Here is an 18,266-nt window from a genome sequence, read left to right as displayed (position 1 = left end):
TTAGCATTAAAAAGGATAATATAGTATCTTTTTATGATAACTTACCTAATTATATATTTACTCGTAATAAATATTTTTGAAAAAATTAAAAACGTAATTATGAGTATTCAATGGAAAGGCGTTATGCCAGCAGTTACAACAAAGTTTACTGCGGATGATAAATTAGACTTCAATATGTTTGAGGTAAATGTAAGGGCTCAGTTAGAAGCCGGTGTTTCAGGAATAATTTTAGGAGGAACACTTGGAGAAGCAAGCACATTACTTGAGGATGAAAAAAAAGAATTAATTAAAGAAACTATTAATATAGTCGACGGAAAAGTCCCTGTGATAATGAATATCGCCGAGCAAACTACGCGGGCAGCAATTCAGGCAGCTAATAAAGCCGAAGAAAATGGAGCAAAAGGATTAATGATATTGCCTCCTATGCGTTACAATGCAGCTCCTCATGAAACCGTTACTTATTTCTCGGAAGTTGCCAAAAGTACTTCCTTACCTATTATGATCTACAATAACCCTATTGATTACAAGATTGATGTAACATTGGATATGTTTGAAGAAATCTTGAAATATGATAATATTCAGGCAGTAAAAGAATCTACCAGAGATATATCGAATGTAACTCGAATTATAAACCGTTTTCAAGGACGTTTAAAAGTATTATCCGGTGTAGATACATTGGCATTAGAGAGTATTTTAATGGGATCTGATGGATGGGTATCTGGTCTTGTAGATGCTTTTCCGGCAGAAACGGTTGCTGTTTTTAAACTGGCAAAAGCAGGAAGAATAGACGAAGCTTTGGCTATTTACAGATGGTTCTTGCCGTTATTGGAACTAGATATTAATCCGCTTTTAGTACAAAACATAAAATTAGCCGAAGCCGCTACAGGACTGGGAACAGAATATGTTCGTGCGCCAAGATTACCATTACATGGAACTGAAAGAGAAAGAGTTTTGGGAATTATTACCGAAGGTTTACGTACCAGACCTACCCTTCCGGATTATAAATCGATAGTACTGTAAATATACAAGAAGCCGTTGAGTATAGTTTGTAAAAACTGTAGCGCGTCTCATAAGATATAATGCATTTAAGAATATGCTTTATTTAGTTTGGTTTGTTTTTAGAGTTGGTCATCTTATTGATGACCAGCTCGTAAACAATACTTTTTTTCAGTAAGGTTTAATTTAATTAAAGTCAAACACATAAAATGATAACAGGAAAAAATTATATAGGAAGCCAGCTTATTGCCAGTGGTAGCAAAACATACAAAACAATAAACCCACAATTGAACATTGAAAATCCTTGGACTTTTACAGAGGCAACTCCCCAGGAAATTGATCAGGCAGTTACCTTGGCAAACAATGCATTTAAAATTTATCGGAATTGTTCCGACCATCAAAAAGCTGCTTTTTTGAATACTATTGCAGAAGAAATTTTGACGCTTGGAGATGAATTACTGGATGTATATTGCACAGAATCTGGTTTCCCAAAAGGAAGAGCCGAAGGAGAACGAGGACGTACTATTTTTCAATTACGTTCATTTGCCAATATGCTTACCGAAGGAAGTTGGCTCGAGGCGACAATCGATACTGCTATCCCGAATAGATCACCGCTCCCAAAAGATGATTTACGTAAAATGCTTGTCCCTCTAGGTCCTGTTGTAGTTTTTGGGTCAAGTAATTTTCCATTTGCTTTTTCTACGGCTGGAGGAGATACTGTCTCGGCATTGGCTGCAGGTTGTACTGTAATTGTAAAAAGCCATTCTATGCATATTGGTACTGGCGAAATGGTTGCTTCGGCTGTTATTAAAGCTGCCCAAAAACACAAAATGCCCGAAGGTATTTTCTCAAACTTAATTGGTAGTGGTGTTACACTGGGAACCAGTTTAGTAAAACACCCTCTGGTAAAAGCTGTTGGTTTTACAGGAAGTATTAATGGAGGTAGAGCTTTATTCGATTTAGCATCACAACGTCCGGAACCAATTCCTGTTTTTGCCGAAATGGGTAGTATAAATCCCGTGGTTATTTTGCCTGGAGCACTAGAAAAAAATAGCCAAAAATGGGCAACTGCCTATGCAGGTTCTATTACTTTAGGTACGGGTCAGTTTTGTACTAATCCTGGATTATTATTAGGAATAAAAGGCGAAAATTTGAATCAATTTATTAGGCAATTAGCCGAAGAAATCGAAAAAATACAACCTTCATGTATGTTACACCCTTCTATAAAAGCTGATTTTAATAATGGAAGGGAAAAAATAAGAGCACAAAACGGAGTAACTACTGTGGCTGAATTTAAAGGAGAAATTGCCCCAAATTATGCTTCGCAAACAATACTTACTGTTGATGGCGAGACATTTTTGGAGAATCCAACACTGCGTCATGAAGTTTTTGGTCCATTTTCTATCATTGTTCAATGTGATAATAATGAGGAATTGGAAACAATTATTAATAAATTAGACGGACAATTAACAGGTACTATAATTGGCGAACCTATGGAGCTTAATAATTATAAAATGATCGTTGATGCATTACAAAACCGAGTGGGAAGATTAATTTTTAATGGAGTACCAACAGGAGTCGAGGTTTGCGCATCGATGATACATGGTGGTCCCTACCCTGCTTCGTCGGATTCTAGATTTACAGCCGTTGGAATCCATGCTGTTAAACGCTGGGTAAGACCATTTAGTTATCAAAATTGGCCAGACGAATTACTGCCTGAAGCCTTACAGGATAATAATCCATTAAACATTTACAGAACCATAAATGATATAATAACCAACAAAACTATTTAGCTTATGCCAAGAAAAACTTTTTTTTGTGTCGATGCACATACCTGCGGTAACCCAGTGAGAGTCGTTGCCGGTGGTGGTCCAGATTTGGTAGGGAATAACATGAGCGAAAAACGCCAACATTTTTTAAAAGAATATGATTGGATTCGTAAAGGGTTAATGTTTGAGCCACGCGGTCACGACATGATGAGCGGTAGTATACTTTACCCGCCTAGTAATCCTGATAATGATTTTGGAATTTTATTTATCGAGACATCTGGTTGTTTGCCAATGTGCGGACACGGAACAATTGGAACAATTACAATCGCTATAGAAGAAGGATTGGTTATACCTAAGGTTCCGGGAAAAATAAAGATGGAAGCTCCTGCTGGATTAGTTCAGATCGAATACCAACAAACTGGAAAAAAAGTAGATTGGGTACGATTGACCAATGTCAAGTCTTATCTTGCTGCAGAGGGACTTACAATAGATTGTCCTGAATTGGGAGAGATTACTTTTGATGTTGCTTATGGCGGGAATTATTATGCAATTGTAGATCCGCAAGCAAAATTTTCTGGAATACAAAACTTTACAGCTGGAAAAATTGTTCAATATAGTCAGGAAGTTCGTAAACGAATTAATGAAAAATACCCGAATCTTTTTATTCATCCCGAAAACGATACCATTCGTGATGTAAGTCATATGCTTTGGACAGGAGATCCTATAGATCCTACCTCTTCGGGAAGAAATGCCGTTTTTTACGGAGACAAAGCCATAGATCGTTCTCCATGTGGAACAGGGACTTCGGCTAGAATTGCTCAACTTCATGCAAAAGGCAAGCTTAAAAAAGGAGACGATTATATTCACGAAAGTTTTATCGGTAGCAAATTTATAGGAAGAGTCGAAGAAGAAACTTCTATTGGAGCTATTAAAGCCATTGTGCCAAGTATACAGGGATGGGCAAAAGTATATGGTTATAACAATATAATCATTGATCAAGATGATGACCCATATGCATTTGGTTTTCAAGTTATTTAGATAAAATATAATCAAAAAAAGAACATTGGTTTCCGGAATACTATTCTTGCCAATGATTTTTTAAATATATAATGATAATGAAAAAAGTAAGTATTATTGGTGGAGGAATCATAGGCTTATGTTCTGCTTATTATTTGGCAAAAGAAGGTCATGAAGTTGTAATTTTTGATAAATCAGACATGACAGATGGTTGTTCCTATGGGAATGCAGGAATGATTGTACCCTCACATATTATCCCATTGGCTCAACCGGGAATGATCGCTCAGGGAATAAAATGGATGTTTGATAGTCAAAGCCCGTTTTATGTAAAACCCCGTTTAAGTGCAGACCTAATGAATTGGGGCTTAAAATTCTATAAACATGCCAATAAACAGCATGTTGAGAAAGCAATGCCAGCACTTTGTAATTTATCACTTTTAAGTAAAGAATTATATCAGGATTTTGTTAAAGAAAATAATTCTTTTTTCTACGAAAATAAAGGCCTTTTAATGCTTTATAAAACAGATAAAACTGCCGAAGAAATTATTCATGAAGGAAAAGTCGCCGAATGTTTTGGATTAAAAGTTGATTTTCTTTCCAAAGAAGATGTAGCAAAACTGGAAACAGGGACAAGTACTAATGTTACAGGCGGAGTACATTATAAAAGCGATTCGCATATTTATCCTCAAAAATTTATGCAATTTATAAAAGAGGAATTAACCAAATTGAATGTAACAATTCACAATAAAACTCTGGTAGAAGATTTTGTTATGAAAAATAATATTGTTACCGAAATAATTACCGATATGGGGCCTTTTACAACTGATGAAGTAGTTTTGGCATCAGGATCATGGAGTCCAAATATTGCTAAAAAGTTAAATCGTGCAATTTCTATTTTACCAGGAAAAGGTTATAGCTTTACTTTAAATGACAGAAATCAAAAGCCTTCAATACCGTCAATTCTATGTGAAGGAAAAGTTGCAGTTACACCTATGAATAATGATATTCGCTTTGGTGGTACAATGGAAATTACGCATACAAACGATACGAAAATAAATAAGAATAGAGTTCAGGGAATTGTAAACAGTATCAATGATTTTTATCCCGATTTAAAGATAGAAATGCCAAAAGAAGAAGAAACATGGTTCGGGTTCAGACCATGCACACCGTCTGGAATGCCAATAATTACTAGGGATAAAAAAATTAAAAACTTAACTTTGGCGACTGGACATTCCATGATGGGATTAAGTCTGGCACCAGCAACCGGTAAAATTGTTTCCGAAATAATTTCGGGGAAAACAACAACCGTTAATACACAAATGTTTCAATTATAAAATTATGAGATACGAATCGATATCTTCTTCTTTATTTCTAGAAAATAGAAAACGTTTTTCGACAAGAATGCATGCAAATAGTATTGCTATTCTAGTTTCTAATGATGTAATGCCCAATAATGCCGATGATGTTATGGGGTTTGCACAAAATAATGATTTGTTTTATTTGTCAGGAATAAATCAGGATGAAACTATTTTACTTCTTTATCCAGATGCTTTTAAGGAAGAAAACAGAGCAATTTTATTTGTAAAAGAAGTAAATGAACATACTAAACTCTGGGATGGAGATTTCCTAACCAAAGAAGAAGTATCGGCTATTTCGGGAGTAAAAAATGTTAAGTGGATTCATGAGTTCGAAAAGGCATTACAACTATTTGCTTTTGAAGCAGATACTTTTTATTTAGGTCATAATGAACATATAAAAAGAATTACATCTGAAATGACCACCAGACAAGATCGAATGATTCAATGGTGTAAAGAAAAGTACCCATTGCATCAATATGATAGAGTTGCTAAAATAACCCGTGAATTACGACCTATAAAATCCGAAGAAGAAATTGTTCTTATCAAAAAGGCAGTTGAAATTAGCATTAAAGGATTTAAAGGACTTCTTAGTGCTGTTAAACCTAATATAAAAGAGTTCGAACTAGAAGCTGAACTTGTTTATGAGGCAATTAAAAATGGTGCAAGCCGTCATGCTTTTAAACCAATTATTGCTTCAGGCAAGAATGCCTGTGCTTTACATTACAATTCTAATGATGCCGTATGTAAAGAAAACGAAATGATATTGGTTGATTTTGGTGTATGTTATGCCAATTATAACTCGGATACTACACGATGTGTTCCTGTAAATGGCGTTTTTTCGGCTCGTCAACGCGAAGTATATTCATCTGTTTTACATTGTTTAAAAGAAGGATCTAAGCTCTTAAAACCAGGAATTTCACATAGCGATTATGAAAAAAATATGGCTAATTTAATCGAAAAAGAATTAGTTAAATTAGGATTAATTACTAATGAAGATATCGCAAATCAAAATCCAGATTCTCCTGCTTATAAAAAGTATTTCATGCATGGAACAGCACATCATTTAGGATTAGATGTTCACGATCTTGGATTGTATTCCCGTCCTCTGGAAAAAGGAATGGTTCTTACCTGCGAACCTGGGATTTATATCCTAGAAGAAGGAATAGGCTGCCGATTAGAAAATGATTATTTGCTTACAGATGATGGCAATATTAACCTCTCTGAAGCAATGCCGATAGAAATTAAAGATATAGAAAGGCTTATCGCAAATAAATAACCCTTCTCTCCTATTTTAGGTTATAGATATTAACAGCTACAGAATTATTTTTGTAGCTGTTTTTTTACGCAGAAACCTTTTTTTTGCCACAAATTACACAAATTTTCTCTAATTTATTCAGTAATCCTGTAAGGTCTTTTCTTGACCTTTTAGGTTTAATTTTCAGACTTCTAATTCATTTTTCACCTTTTTTTATGAATTTTCCCTAATTAATTTATGGCTTTTTATCAAAATTAAAAACTTTGATAAAGATAAAACCCGCCCTCATTATAAAAGATAAATTTGTGTCATCGCGTTCCAATTTCATAAACTTATTTCTTTAACAATCCTATATCAAAAAACGCTAAAATTCATTCGGGTAAATAAATACTTATAAATAAAATCCTCGTAAATGTATCATCCTTAAAACACGATAATATAATCTGTTTTTATGATAATATATTGGCATAAAAAAAGGCATAAATGCAAAATATTTGCACTTATTAATCATAAAACCAGTATATGAGAATTAAAGTTTATTTAAGGAAATTTGCAATACTCTTTTTTGTATTTGCAACACAAATGATCTTTTCGCAAGAAAGATTAGTCACAGGAATTGTTACCGATGATGCGGGATTACCGTTACCAGGTGTTAGTGTAATGATTAAGGGATCTAAAATAGGAACACAAACAGATTTTGATGGGGCTTACTCAATTCAGGCATCTGCAAATCAAATTCTTTCATTCAACTATATCGGAATGAAAACTCAGGATGTTGCTGCGAGTACAAATAAAGTAAATGTCAAAATGGCGGGTGGCTCTACTGCCTTACAAGAAGTTGTAGTAACTGCACTAGGCGTAAAAAGAGAAAAGAAATCTCTTGGTTACGCTACTCAGGAAGTCAAAGGCGAAGATTTAAACAAAATAAATAACGGTAATGTAGCCAATTCCATTTCGGGTAAAGTTGCCGGGGTTAACATAAGAAGAAACAACAATATTGGAGGATCTACAAATGTTATTATTCGTGGAACTAGTTCGTTAACACAAAGCAATCAGGCATTATGGGTTGTAGATGGAGTGCCATTAAACAACGACAATACCAATACTGATAATCAAAAAAGTGGTGGAAATACAGGAGGATATGATTACGGAAATGCTGCTTCAGACATTAATCCGGATGATATAGAAACTATAAATGTTTTAAAAGGTTCTGCTGCATCTGCGCTTTATGGCTCCAGAGCTGCCAATGGGGTTATTATTGTAACATTAAAAAAAGGAAGCAAATCCAAAGGAGGATTAGGAATTTCTTTTAACTCAGGAGTTACTATCGGAGTTGCAGATAAAGCAACATTACCTCAATATCAAAATCAATACGGTAGTGGTTATGGAGATTTTTATGGTACTGTAGATTTAGGAAGTGGTACACATCCTTATGCAGCGACAGACGATGCTTCTTGGGGGCCAAAATTCGATCCTAACCTATTAGTTTACAACTGGAATTCTTTTTATCCGGAACTGCCTACTTATGGAAAAGCAACCCCTTGGACACCTGTAAAAAAGAATCCAAATAGCTTTTATAAAACTAGTCTAACTTACACAAATAATATCGCAATTTCTGCAGCCAATGATAAAGGTGATTTTAGATTTGGTTACACAAATTACAATCAGGCACAAGGAATTTTACCAAATAGCAATAACAGAAAAGATAACTTTAATTTTTCTGCAAGTTATAAGCTTACTGATAAAACCAAAGTATCCGCTTCTGCAAATTACCTAAAAGCAAATGCTATAGGAATGAATGAAACTGGATATGGTGATGGTGGTAATAATTACTTAAGCAGTGTAAGACAATGGTATAATATGAGTGCTGATTTTCAGGATTTGGAAGATGCTTATAATATAACAGGGAAAAATACAACTTGGAGTGTTGGTGGGCCAAATGACTTATCAATTCAATTTCACGACAACCCGTATTTCCAACGTAATAACAATTATAATTCATTAAACAGAGATCGTTTCTTTGGTAATTTTGCTTTAAGCACAGACGTAAATAAATGGTTGAATATTGTTGGGAAGGGATCTATTGATTTTTACCAACAATTACAAGAAGAACGTATTGCTGTAGGATCAAAAAGAACGCCAAATACATTAGGGCAATACTCTAGATTTGATAAAACATTCCGTGAGATAAATTTAGATTTAATCTTAAACTTTAAAACTGATATTACAGAAAACATTAAGTTTTACGGACTTGCCGGAGCAAACTCCAGACGATCTGTAAATAGTAGTGTTTATGCGAAAACTAATGGTGGTTTAATTGTACCAGGGAAATATATGTTGAGTAATACTCTAATGCCAATTAATTTCCCTGACGAAAAATTGGCTACTTTAGGTACAAATAGTGTGTATGCCAATGCAACTTTCAATTTTAGTGAAACCTATTTTTTAGAAGGTTCTTACAGAGTAGATCAATCATCTACATTACCATCAAAAAATAACACATATACTTATCCATCTGTTACAGGAACTTATATTTTTAGCAATCACATTAAAGCTGATTGGTTATCATTTGGTAAACTACGTTTAAACTATGCCGAAACTGGAAATGATGCACCATTTGCAGTAATTCAATCTACGTATGATAAGAATAATAATTTTGGACCTGATGGAATACGTTTCTCTATGGAGGATTATAAAAGTAATTCTAATCTAAAAAGCGAACTTACCAAAGGTACTGAAGCCGGTATAGAGCTTAAATTTTTTAAAAACAGATTAGGATTGGATTTTACATATTATAAAACCAATACTACAAATCAGATTTTATCTATCGAGACACCTACACAAACGGGTTACAGTCGAGCTTGGATTAATGGTGGTGATGTACAAAATAAAGGTTTCGAACTTACTTTGACTGCTATTCCGTTTAAAACAAAAGACTTCTCTTGGGAAACCAAAATTAACTGGGCGTCAAATAGAAATGAAGTTATTGATCTTAATGGTGCCGACAGAATCTCTCTTGGATCATTTCAAGGTATAGGATATGTTGCCGAAGTTGGAAAACCAATTGGGCAGCTTGTAGGAAGAGGATTTAATTATCTTGATGGAGAAAAAGTGGTAAAAGCAAACGGAAGATATGATGTTGTAGCCGGAGCAACAATTGGTAATGTAAATCCTGATTGGACTGGTGGTATAAACAACGTTTTTAATTATAAAAACATAACATTCAACTTCTTAATTGATATTAAAAAAGGAGGTGATGTTTATTCCCTAGATCAACAATTTGGTAATACAACAGGTATTTATGAAAGTACTGTAGGTACAAATCATTTAGGAAACCCAGTAAGAAATTCTCTTGCCGATGGTGGAGGAATTATCCTTCCGGGTGTAAAAGCCGATGGTACTCCTAATACTAAAGTTGTTCTTGCGGATTATGATACGTATAACTCAATGCCACAACAAGCTTACGTTTATGATGCATCTTATGTAAAATTACGCGAAGTGGGATTGAGCTATAGATTCCCATCAAAATATCTGGAAAATACATTTATCAATAGTATTGTTTTTGCTGTAAACGGTAGCAATCTATGGATCATTAGCAAGAATCTTCCTTATGCAGATCCAGAGGCAGGATCGTCATCTGGTAATATGCAAGGTTTTCAAACAGGAGTATTGCCAACATCAAAAGAGTATAACTTTAACATGAAAGTTCAATTCTAAAAATAAATAAAATGAAAAAATTAAAAATAATTTTCTTCGCAAGCGCTTTTGTACTTTCAGTTGTTTCTTGTGATAATATAGATAGTTTAAATGAGAATCAAAAAGCATATACTAATGCTCTGGCAAGTAACTTAATGACTAGTTCTCAAGTAAATTATGCTTATTTCTTAACCAATGCATCTGTAAATGATAATAATTTTAGAGGATATGCTCAGTATTGGACTACGTCGACCTATACTGACGAAGTAAATTATAATCAAGCCAAAAGAAATTTAGGCAATTCTCATACTGTAATACTTTATAGAGATGTTTTGCAAGATTTAATAATTGCTAAAAATAAAATAAACGAAGAACAAGCGTTAGGACCTGTAGAAATTGCAGTTAAGAAAAATAGATTAGCAATTCTAGAAGTTCAAATTGTAATGGTTTATCAAACATTGGTAGATCTTTTTGGAAATATTGTTTATTCTCAAGCTTTGGATATAGCTAGTTTTCCAACTCCAAAATATGATGATGCAAAAACTGTTTACTTAGATTTAGCTACGCGACTAGATATTGCTATTGTTAATTTGGATAGTAATTATGATAGTTTCGGTTCGGCAGACCTCATTTTTAAAGGAAATGTTACCAAATGGAAAAAGTTAGCCAATAGTGTTAAGGTAAAAATGGGAATGCATCTTGCAGATGTAGATCCTGCTAAGGCTCAATCTATGGTTGAAACGGCTTTTAATTCCGGAGTAATGAGCGGTAATTCTGATGCCGCTTTATTTCAATATTATAAAACTACTATAGATGAAAATCCATTGTATAATAGTTTAGTAAATGAAAGTCAAATTTTGCCAACCGAATTTTTTGTAAATGAATTAAATGCAAAATCAGATCCTAGAAGAGATATATTTTTTAATCCTGCTTCAAAAATCTCAGGTGAATATAAAGGTGCTCCTTATGCACAACAAGTTAGTTACAAAAACTTCTCTAATGTAGGTTTAAAATTAAGAGATAGAACAAACCCTGGTGTAATATTCGATTATACCGAAACAAGCTTCTTACTGGCCGATGCTGCAAACAGAGGCTTTAATGTGGGTGGTACTGCTGCCGATTATTATGAGAAAGGAATTCGCTCAAGCATGAATTATTGGGGTATTTCCGGTATCGATGCAGATACTTATTTGGCAAGAACTGATGTTGCTTTTGCTACAGCAGCCGGAACCGATAAACAAAAAATCGCGTACCAACTTTGGATCGCGTATTACAATCGTGGATTTGAAGGTTGGACAGAATATAGAAGATTGGACTTCCCTATCTTGGTAGCTCCTGTTACTGCTGTGAGTGAAGCCGAAGGAAAAGTGCCTGTTAGAAATATATATTCTCTATTTGATTCTACTTTAAATAAAGATAATTATAACGCTGCAGCATCTGCAATAGGCGGTGATAAAATGACAACAAAAATATTCTGGGATAAATTTTAGTTGGATTAGTAGTCAAATCAGTATTTCCTTGAATTTAACAGGTACTCAATAGAGTGCCTGTTTTTTTATGTCTTATTTAAATTGCTATAGTTTGTTTGGATACAATTATTCTTAACACATAGAAACATAGATCTCATAAACTTAAAAAAAGGTATTTCACTTATTTAAAATGCATCCCGTCCTGTCCCGAAGCTCAATGTCATTAAGTTAAGCTTTTTAAACTATAATTTTTCTCAAAGATGCCTAATCGCCAAGTTATTACATTATCTCTTTGCGACTAGGCGCCTTTGCGAGAGATTTATTCGGCAAAGCATGCAGCTGTTTCCTTAACTTAATGACATTGCCCGAAGCTTCGGGATCGAGACTAGCTAAGTAATAATCACATTATAATGTCGTATTTTAAAATTAGATAAAATGAGCAATACTTTGATTTTGTGCAGTTTTAATTGATATCAATCCTTTTGACTTTACGACTTTAAAACTTACGACTTACTTATGTGAAAGAAATATATTCCTCTTTGCTTTCTTTTTTACACATAAATTCTATGTTTCTATGTGTTAAATCCCCTTTTCGTAGATTATATTCAATTAGTTATTATTATTCGATAGCAATATTCACGTATTGATAAAAATTTATTAAATTATAAGAATAATTACACATAACATAAACTTAATACTAATTTAAAGATAATTTCATATCATAACTGAATAAAATAGTATAACTAAATCATTGGCTATAAAAATATCTTTGGCTCTACACTAACAAAATCCAAAGAATATGAAAACAAAATTATTTTTATTTATGGCATTTATTTGCGTTCTAAAAATAGGTGCACAAAGTCTGCCTTGTCGGACTAGCGAAGAGAATGCAAAACTCTACAAATTAAATCCACATGCATTAAAAGAAAAGCAAGATTTTGATGCTTTTAGCAAAAAATTCAGATCCGAAAGAAAATCCAAAACTTCTAAACAATTACAAACAACGTATGTTATTCCGGTTGTGTTCCACATATATGGCGATGTACAAAACGGAAAAACTATTACTTATCAAAAAATCGTTAATCACTTAGCTCAAATTAATGACGATTTTAATGGTCGTAATGCCGATTATGCAACGGTGGATCCTTTTTTTCAAGCTAGAAGAGGAACATTAAATATCGAATTTAAGCTTGCCAAGATAGACCCAAACGGAGGTTGTACATCTGGAGTTATATTTCATCCTGCCAAGAATGGTTATGGAAATGGCGGCGGATATGATGACCAGATTGCTGTCGATGCTTGGGATAATAAAAAGTATATGAATGTTTATATTCAAGGCGACTTATATGCCGATGGTACTCCTAATAATTCAGGAGTTGCTTGGTATCCGGATTCTGGTATGACAGCCAGCAACACAGCCAGAGTTGTTTTTAATGGAGCTTATTTATATGACAACTCATACAGTAAGGAGTTTTCGGCTACACTAACACATGAATTTGGGCATTTCTTAAATTTAATCCACACCTTCGAAGGAGGATGTACGGGTACTGACGAGGTTGATGACACACCACTTGAAGACGGAAAACATACACTTGCCTGTACACAAGGAACAAACTGTTTTGGCGACAGGGTAAACAACGAAAATTACATGGGATATAATGGCGCACAAGGTTGTTATAAAATGTATACCCAAGGACAAATCGATCGAATGTTGGCAGCATTAGAACATCCTGCAAGAAAAACACTTTGGCAGGAAAGTAACCTAATTGCTACCGGAGTAAACAATACAGGAGGTTTACTAGCATCAAATTCAAACTTTTTTAAAGAGGCAGTTGTTAATGATGGATCCTTTGATGCTTCTTCTATGGTTACCTTATCTGGTGCTAAATCATTTGCTCTTGCATCTGGAACAATGGTTTCTGGAACGCACTTTAATCATAATTTTCCAGCAGGAATTATACCTGTACTTACTGTTAATTCAAATTCTCAATTAACTATTACTTTAACCGGAAAGGCCACAAGTCATCTACGAACTAATAATGTTCAAGGAAAAATTACATTTTTACCAGCGGCTTTCTCAGGTGGAGATTCAGGAATGACCTGTAAGGATTTGTATTATGATTTTAAATTTGTTGATCCATACCGAATTTACTTTGTCGATATGCCAGATGCTACAGCTAATGCTACTCTTACATGGAAAGCATTTAAAATAGAGAAAGGCGATGATCCTGCTTTCGGAGCTTGGAGATTTGCTTCCAAAGCATTAAAAATCGAAACGTACACTAAAAAATTAGTGTGTGAAACTGGAACAAGAAATATTTCATTGCTTCCTGCAAATACACCTGTAGGTTCTACCAGTAATTTTAAAGCTCCGGGAGCATATCCAGATGAATTGGATTTACGTACGGCAACATATACAAATTGGGATGGAAAAACAGGATACGTTGGTTTTGATTATCTTATTGATGGATTAACCTGTTATGGTTGGTTTAAAGTTACCGTTGATGCAAATGGCGATGGATATACTATCTCTGAATATGCCTATAATACACAGCCGGGAGCCTCCATTACAACAGGCGTAACAGCAAAAACCGGTGTGACTTTATCACCTAATACTTTATATGAATTTGATACTAATGATGGCACAATCACTTCAAATGCAGTAATTTCATTATCAACCAATAATGGAACTTTTACCAAGAGTACAGGAACATTAACAGCGGGTACAGATTATACAATTACAGGCGTTCCAACAGGTTTAAGCGCAGTTTTAACATTGCAAAACAGCTCTAATGTAGCCGTTACTTTTACAGGAAATGCAATTTCTCATTTACCAGCCAACAATTCTTCGGTTGTGATTACTTTTAAAGATGCAGCTATAACTGGTGGCGTAATAACACTTGATAATGCCTCGAAAACAATAAAAGTAGAATTTGAAGCTCCTTATGGTGTCTATTATGTTGATAATCCCGACTATGAAGTTTCCCCTGCATCAAACTGGAAATGGTTTAGTTTAGCTGTTGGAGATGATACCGATTACGGTGCGTGGCAATATGCCGCAAATGCACTAAAAATAGAAACTTATGGTAAAAGATTGGTTTGCGAACCGGGAACAAGAAATATTACTAAAGTTGCCGCAGGTGCTACAATAGGCGCTTCAAGTAATTTTACAGCTCCGGGTGCATATCCTAATCAATTGGATTTACGCACAGCAACATACAATGTTTGGGATAATCAAAGTAGTTATGTAGGTTTTGAATACACTAGTCGAGGAAGAACTTGCTATGGATGGATGAAGGTTAAAGTAACTGCGAATGGAGATGGATATACCATTACAAATTTTGCCTATAATACCAAACCATTCGAATCTATAACGACTCCAATCATCAATGCGCCGGGGAATCTTGTTGCAACTGTAAATGTAACTGCTCTTTCGGTTGCCTTAACATGGGCAGATAACTCCGATAATGAAACAGGGTTCTCTATAGAAAGAGCATTAGGAAACGGAACTTACAGCGTTATTGCAACGCTACCTGTAAACGCAACTTCTTATACAGATACGGGATTAATAAAGGGAAATAATTATTCTTATAAAGTAAGAGCTGCTATGAATGTGGTAAATTCAGATTACTCCAATATTGCATCGGTAACCATCGAGGAAACAAATACTCCAACTCTGCCTACACCAGTAATTAATAGTGGAGATACTGGGATTTATGCCAATGGATTTTATGTAACATGGGGGTTAATAAATAAAGCAACAAGTTATGATGTTCAGATATACAATGAAACAACAGGATGGACAGATCAGGGAACATCAACTGCTCACTTCTTATATATAAATAAACAAGGAACCGAAAGAAATTATAAAGTAAGAATAAGAGCTGTAAATACATTCGGAACAAGTGACTGGAGTATTCCGCGAGATTTCACACTTCCTGCGACATTAGATAAACCTACTAATTTAGCTGCAACTGCAAACTCAACTGCTCTTACTATAGCATTGACATGGGAAGATAACTCAGATATTGAAACTGGATTTTCACTAGAAAGAGCCGAAGGAAATGGAGCTTATAGCGTTATTGCAACTCTTGATCCAGGTGTAACTTCTTATATTGATACAGGACTAATAAAAGGAAGTACTTATTCTTACAAAGTGAGAGCAAGTATGAACGCTACATATTCTGATTATTCGAATATTGTAACTGTAACCGTTGATGATACGACTCCAAACCCGGCTTTGGCTACTCCTATAATTAATGAGGGAGATACAGGAATTTATACCGAAGGATTCTATACAACATGGAACCTTATTAATAATGCTACAAACTATGAGATTCAGTTATATAGCGAAGCAACAGGATGGACTACATTTGGAACATCAACAGTACATTTTATATATATTGTTAAGCAAGGAGTTGAGAAAAATTACAGAGTAAGAATGAGAGCAATAAACGATAATGCAGTAAGTGATTGGAGTAACTATAGAGATTACACGCTTACTCCTACGTTAGGAATTCCAAATGTGGATTTGGAAAATAAATCTTTCACAATCTTCCCAAATCCGGCATCAGATATTGTAAATTTCTCATTTAAAAATATCAATACCGATGATGCAATGGTAATTACTATTTACAACAATAATGGAGCTTTAATAGATACAGTTCGCAATACATTCAATTATGATGTGAAAAAATTACCAACAGGTATTTACTATGTATTATTTACTAATGGCTCTATCAAGCAAACCAAAAAATTAGTGGTGAAATAAAAAATTCTTATTTTAAAAAGTAAATAGTTAAACAGTTGCAAGAACGTTCTTGCAACTGTTTTTGTTTTTATATTAGCGTTAATTTGAAAAAAAACATGAGAAAACAATATAATTTACGTCCAAGCAAAAAAGGATTAAAGGCTTGGGATGTACATCGCTTGATAGAATTATCCAGAGACTTCCCTATTAAACGCGTTTTACTTAGTGCTATTAGTGAAGTAAATGAGGCTTACTGGTTCCAGGACCCGAGCCAGATACCAACTTGTGCAGCTATCCTCGAGCACATGAAACTCATGGAAGAAGCAAGCTTAGATTATCCCATTATATTATGTGCAAATGGGCGTTTAATGGATGGTATGCATCGCATAATGAAAGCTTTGGCACAAGGCTATACTGATATTGCAGTTGTGCAGTTTGAGACCACGCCTGAGCCCGATTTTATAGGTGTTCCAGCAGATAAGTTACCTTATTAAAATTAAACTATTCTCATTTCCTGCAAGGTCAAAAAAAGACCTTGCAGGATAATCTACAAGAATGCGCTTAAATCTGCGTGAAACTTTAAACTTTAGAAACTTCAATCAATATTAATATCCAAAAGGATTATCAACACTATTCATCGGTTCTGTAAACCATTTTGGACCATTGGCAGTCATATAAAAATGATCTTCATGACGAATACCAAATTTCTCAGGAATGCAAATCATTGGTTCATTACTTACTACCATTCCTTCGCGAAGTTCGATTTCACTTCCTCTTACTAAATAAGGATATTCATGAATGTCCAAACCAGTTCCATGCCCAACTCTATGTGGTAACCCCGGTAAATTATAATCTGGACTTAATCCTGCTTCCGCTAATGTTTTTCTGGCAGCATCATCTACTGAGCCACAAGTTGATCCTATTTTGGCGGCTTCAAAAGCAGCATGTTGCGTTGCTTTTTCAAGATTCCAAATTGTTTTGTATTCTTCAGATGGAGTTCCATAAGAATAAGACCTTGTAATATCCGAGAGGTATCCTTCCAGTCTACAGCCTGTATCGATAATAACTGCTCCATTTTCTTTTAAATCCTGTGGAATAGATACGCCATGAGGATATTGTGTATCATCGGCAAACAAAACAATACAAAAATAAGATCCCGAACCAACACCAGCTTTTATGTGCGCATTGTTTATAAAACTCGTAACTTCATTAACACTAATTCCGGGTCTTAATATCTTGGCAGCAGCACGTTGTACTACCATTGTAATATCTTTGGCTTGCTGAATAATAGCAATTTCATTCGGAGATTTTTGCATTCGACACCCCGAAGTAATAGGTAAAGCATTAATTACTGTATAAGATTGATTTGTTTTTGTCACTCCATCTACAAGAAAATAAGGAGCCGACTCATCTATAGCAATCGTATCTCCAACTATATTCTTGTTCTTTAATAGTTCGCCCATTAAAACATATGGAGATTCATGCTCTTCCCAACAATTAATTTTTCCGTTTAATTGCATGTATTTTTTAAAAGTACCTTCTTCAAATTTTGGAACAATATAATCCAGCGTTCCATCATCATATAATAAAGCACCAACCATTCTCTCAGATGGATTCCACTTTGTACCTGTAAAATAATAAAGGTTCGTTCCAGCATTTATATACGCTACTTTTACCTTTATATCTTTCATTATAGCAACTGCTTTTTTAATGCGATCTTGATATTCTTCTATCTGAATTGGTTTTACATTCAGAGTCATGTTTTTAATTTTTTCTAACTCAATAGCTGCAGTTGAGCCTCCTATTCCAATTGTCATTTTTTATGTTTTAAGTTATTTTATTTATTTGTTTAAGCTTTTTTAATCTGTGACGGAAAAAGTATTCAGTTTCAATTTCTTGGTATCTCTGAATCTTAAAAAATTTAACAGCTAAGTTTGCAAAGATTTAGATATATTT

General features: G+C 34.4%; 10 protein-coding genes. 9 read left to right on the top strand and 1 reads right to left on the bottom strand.

Annotated features, from left to right (window positions below):
* Window positions 1-99: 99 nt before the first annotated feature.
* The 9 genes from OIU83_RS21075 to OIU83_RS21035 all read left to right on the top strand — a co-directional run bounded on the left by OIU83_RS21075 (window position 100) and on the right by OIU83_RS21035 (window position 16,804).
* Window positions 100-1,020 (top strand): dihydrodipicolinate synthase family protein, encoded by a 921-nt coding sequence (locus OIU83_RS21075; protein WP_264208243.1) that lies wholly within the window; start codon window positions 100-102, stop codon window positions 1,018-1,020.
* Between the two features lie 185 nt (window positions 1,021-1,205).
* Window positions 1,206-2,789 (top strand): aldehyde dehydrogenase (NADP(+)), encoded by a 1,584-nt coding sequence (locus OIU83_RS21070; RefSeq protein WP_264208242.1) that lies wholly within the window; start codon window positions 1,206-1,208, stop codon window positions 2,787-2,789.
* 3 nt (window positions 2,790-2,792) lie between these two features.
* Entirely contained in the window at window positions 2,793-3,803 is a 1,011-nt protein-coding gene (locus OIU83_RS21065; RefSeq protein ID WP_264208241.1) for a 4-hydroxyproline epimerase, read from the top strand.
* A 77-nt stretch (window positions 3,804-3,880) separates the two neighbouring features.
* Complete coding sequence (locus OIU83_RS21060) at window positions 3,881-5,116, top strand: NAD(P)/FAD-dependent oxidoreductase (RefSeq protein WP_264208240.1); 1,236 nt, start codon at window positions 3,881-3,883, stop codon at window positions 5,114-5,116.
* A gap of 4 nt (window positions 5,117-5,120) precedes the next feature.
* Entirely contained in the window at window positions 5,121-6,416 is a 1,296-nt protein-coding gene (locus OIU83_RS21055; RefSeq protein ID WP_264208239.1) for an aminopeptidase P family protein, read from the top strand.
* Window positions 6,417-6,917: 501 nt separating this feature from the next.
* On the top strand, window positions 6,918-10,112 hold the full coding sequence (locus OIU83_RS21050; protein WP_264208238.1) for a SusC/RagA family TonB-linked outer membrane protein: 3,195 nt from the start codon (window positions 6,918-6,920) through the stop codon (window positions 10,110-10,112).
* 11 nt (window positions 10,113-10,123) lie between these two features.
* Window positions 10,124-11,581 carry a SusD/RagB family nutrient-binding outer membrane lipoprotein gene (locus tag OIU83_RS21045; protein ID WP_264208237.1) on the top strand — a complete coding sequence of 486 codons (1,458 nt, stop codon included), beginning with the start codon at window positions 10,124-10,126 and terminating at the stop codon, window positions 11,579-11,581.
* Between the two features lie 778 nt (window positions 11,582-12,359).
* Complete coding sequence (locus OIU83_RS21040) at window positions 12,360-16,331, top strand: M43 family zinc metalloprotease (protein ID WP_264208236.1); 3,972 nt, start codon at window positions 12,360-12,362, stop codon at window positions 16,329-16,331.
* A 95-nt stretch (window positions 16,332-16,426) separates the two neighbouring features.
* Window positions 16,427-16,804 (top strand): hypothetical protein, encoded by a 378-nt coding sequence (locus OIU83_RS21035; RefSeq protein WP_264208235.1) that lies wholly within the window; start codon window positions 16,427-16,429, stop codon window positions 16,802-16,804.
* A 111-nt stretch (window positions 16,805-16,915) separates the two neighbouring features.
* Here OIU83_RS21035 and OIU83_RS21030 read toward each other — a convergent pair whose 3' ends face one another.
* Entirely contained in the window at window positions 16,916-18,127 is a 1,212-nt protein-coding gene (locus OIU83_RS21030) for a M24 family metallopeptidase (RefSeq protein ID WP_264208234.1), read from the bottom strand.
* Window positions 18,128-18,266 lie beyond the last annotated feature (139 nt).

Origin of the sequence: Flavobacterium shii (genome assembly GCF_025847235.1) — a bacterium.
GTDB lineage: Bacteria > Bacteroidota > Bacteroidia > Flavobacteriales > Flavobacteriaceae > Flavobacterium > Flavobacterium shii.
The sequence above is the reverse complement of the archived record's forward strand: the minus strand, read 5'-3'. Positions and strand labels throughout refer to the sequence as shown.

Excerpts from the sequence above, each read along its gene's own strand:
- OIU83_RS21075 (WP_264208243.1), top strand. The coding sequence starts at position 100 with ATGAGTATTCAATGGAAAGGCGTTATGCCAGCAGTTACAACAAAGTTT.
- OIU83_RS21070 (WP_264208242.1), top strand. The coding sequence starts at position 1,206 with ATGATAACAGGAAAAAATTATATAGGAAGCCAGCTTATTGCCAGTGGT.
- OIU83_RS21065 (WP_264208241.1), top strand. The coding sequence starts at position 2,793 with ATGCCAAGAAAAACTTTTTTTTGTGTCGATGCACATACCTGCGGTAAC.
- OIU83_RS21060 (WP_264208240.1), top strand. The coding sequence starts at position 3,881 with ATGAAAAAAGTAAGTATTATTGGTGGAGGAATCATAGGCTTATGTTCT.
- OIU83_RS21055 (WP_264208239.1), top strand. The coding sequence starts at position 5,121 with ATGAGATACGAATCGATATCTTCTTCTTTATTTCTAGAAAATAGAAAA.
- OIU83_RS21050 (WP_264208238.1), top strand. The coding sequence starts at position 6,918 with ATGAGAATTAAAGTTTATTTAAGGAAATTTGCAATACTCTTTTTTGTA.
- OIU83_RS21045 (WP_264208237.1), top strand. The coding sequence starts at position 10,124 with ATGAAAAAATTAAAAATAATTTTCTTCGCAAGCGCTTTTGTACTTTCA.
- OIU83_RS21040 (WP_264208236.1), top strand. The coding sequence starts at position 12,360 with ATGAAAACAAAATTATTTTTATTTATGGCATTTATTTGCGTTCTAAAA.
- OIU83_RS21035 (WP_264208235.1), top strand. The coding sequence starts at position 16,427 with ATGAGAAAACAATATAATTTACGTCCAAGCAAAAAAGGATTAAAGGCT.
- OIU83_RS21030 (WP_264208234.1), bottom strand. The coding sequence starts at position 18,127 with ATGACAATTGGAATAGGAGGCTCAACTGCAGCTATTGAGTTAGAAAAA.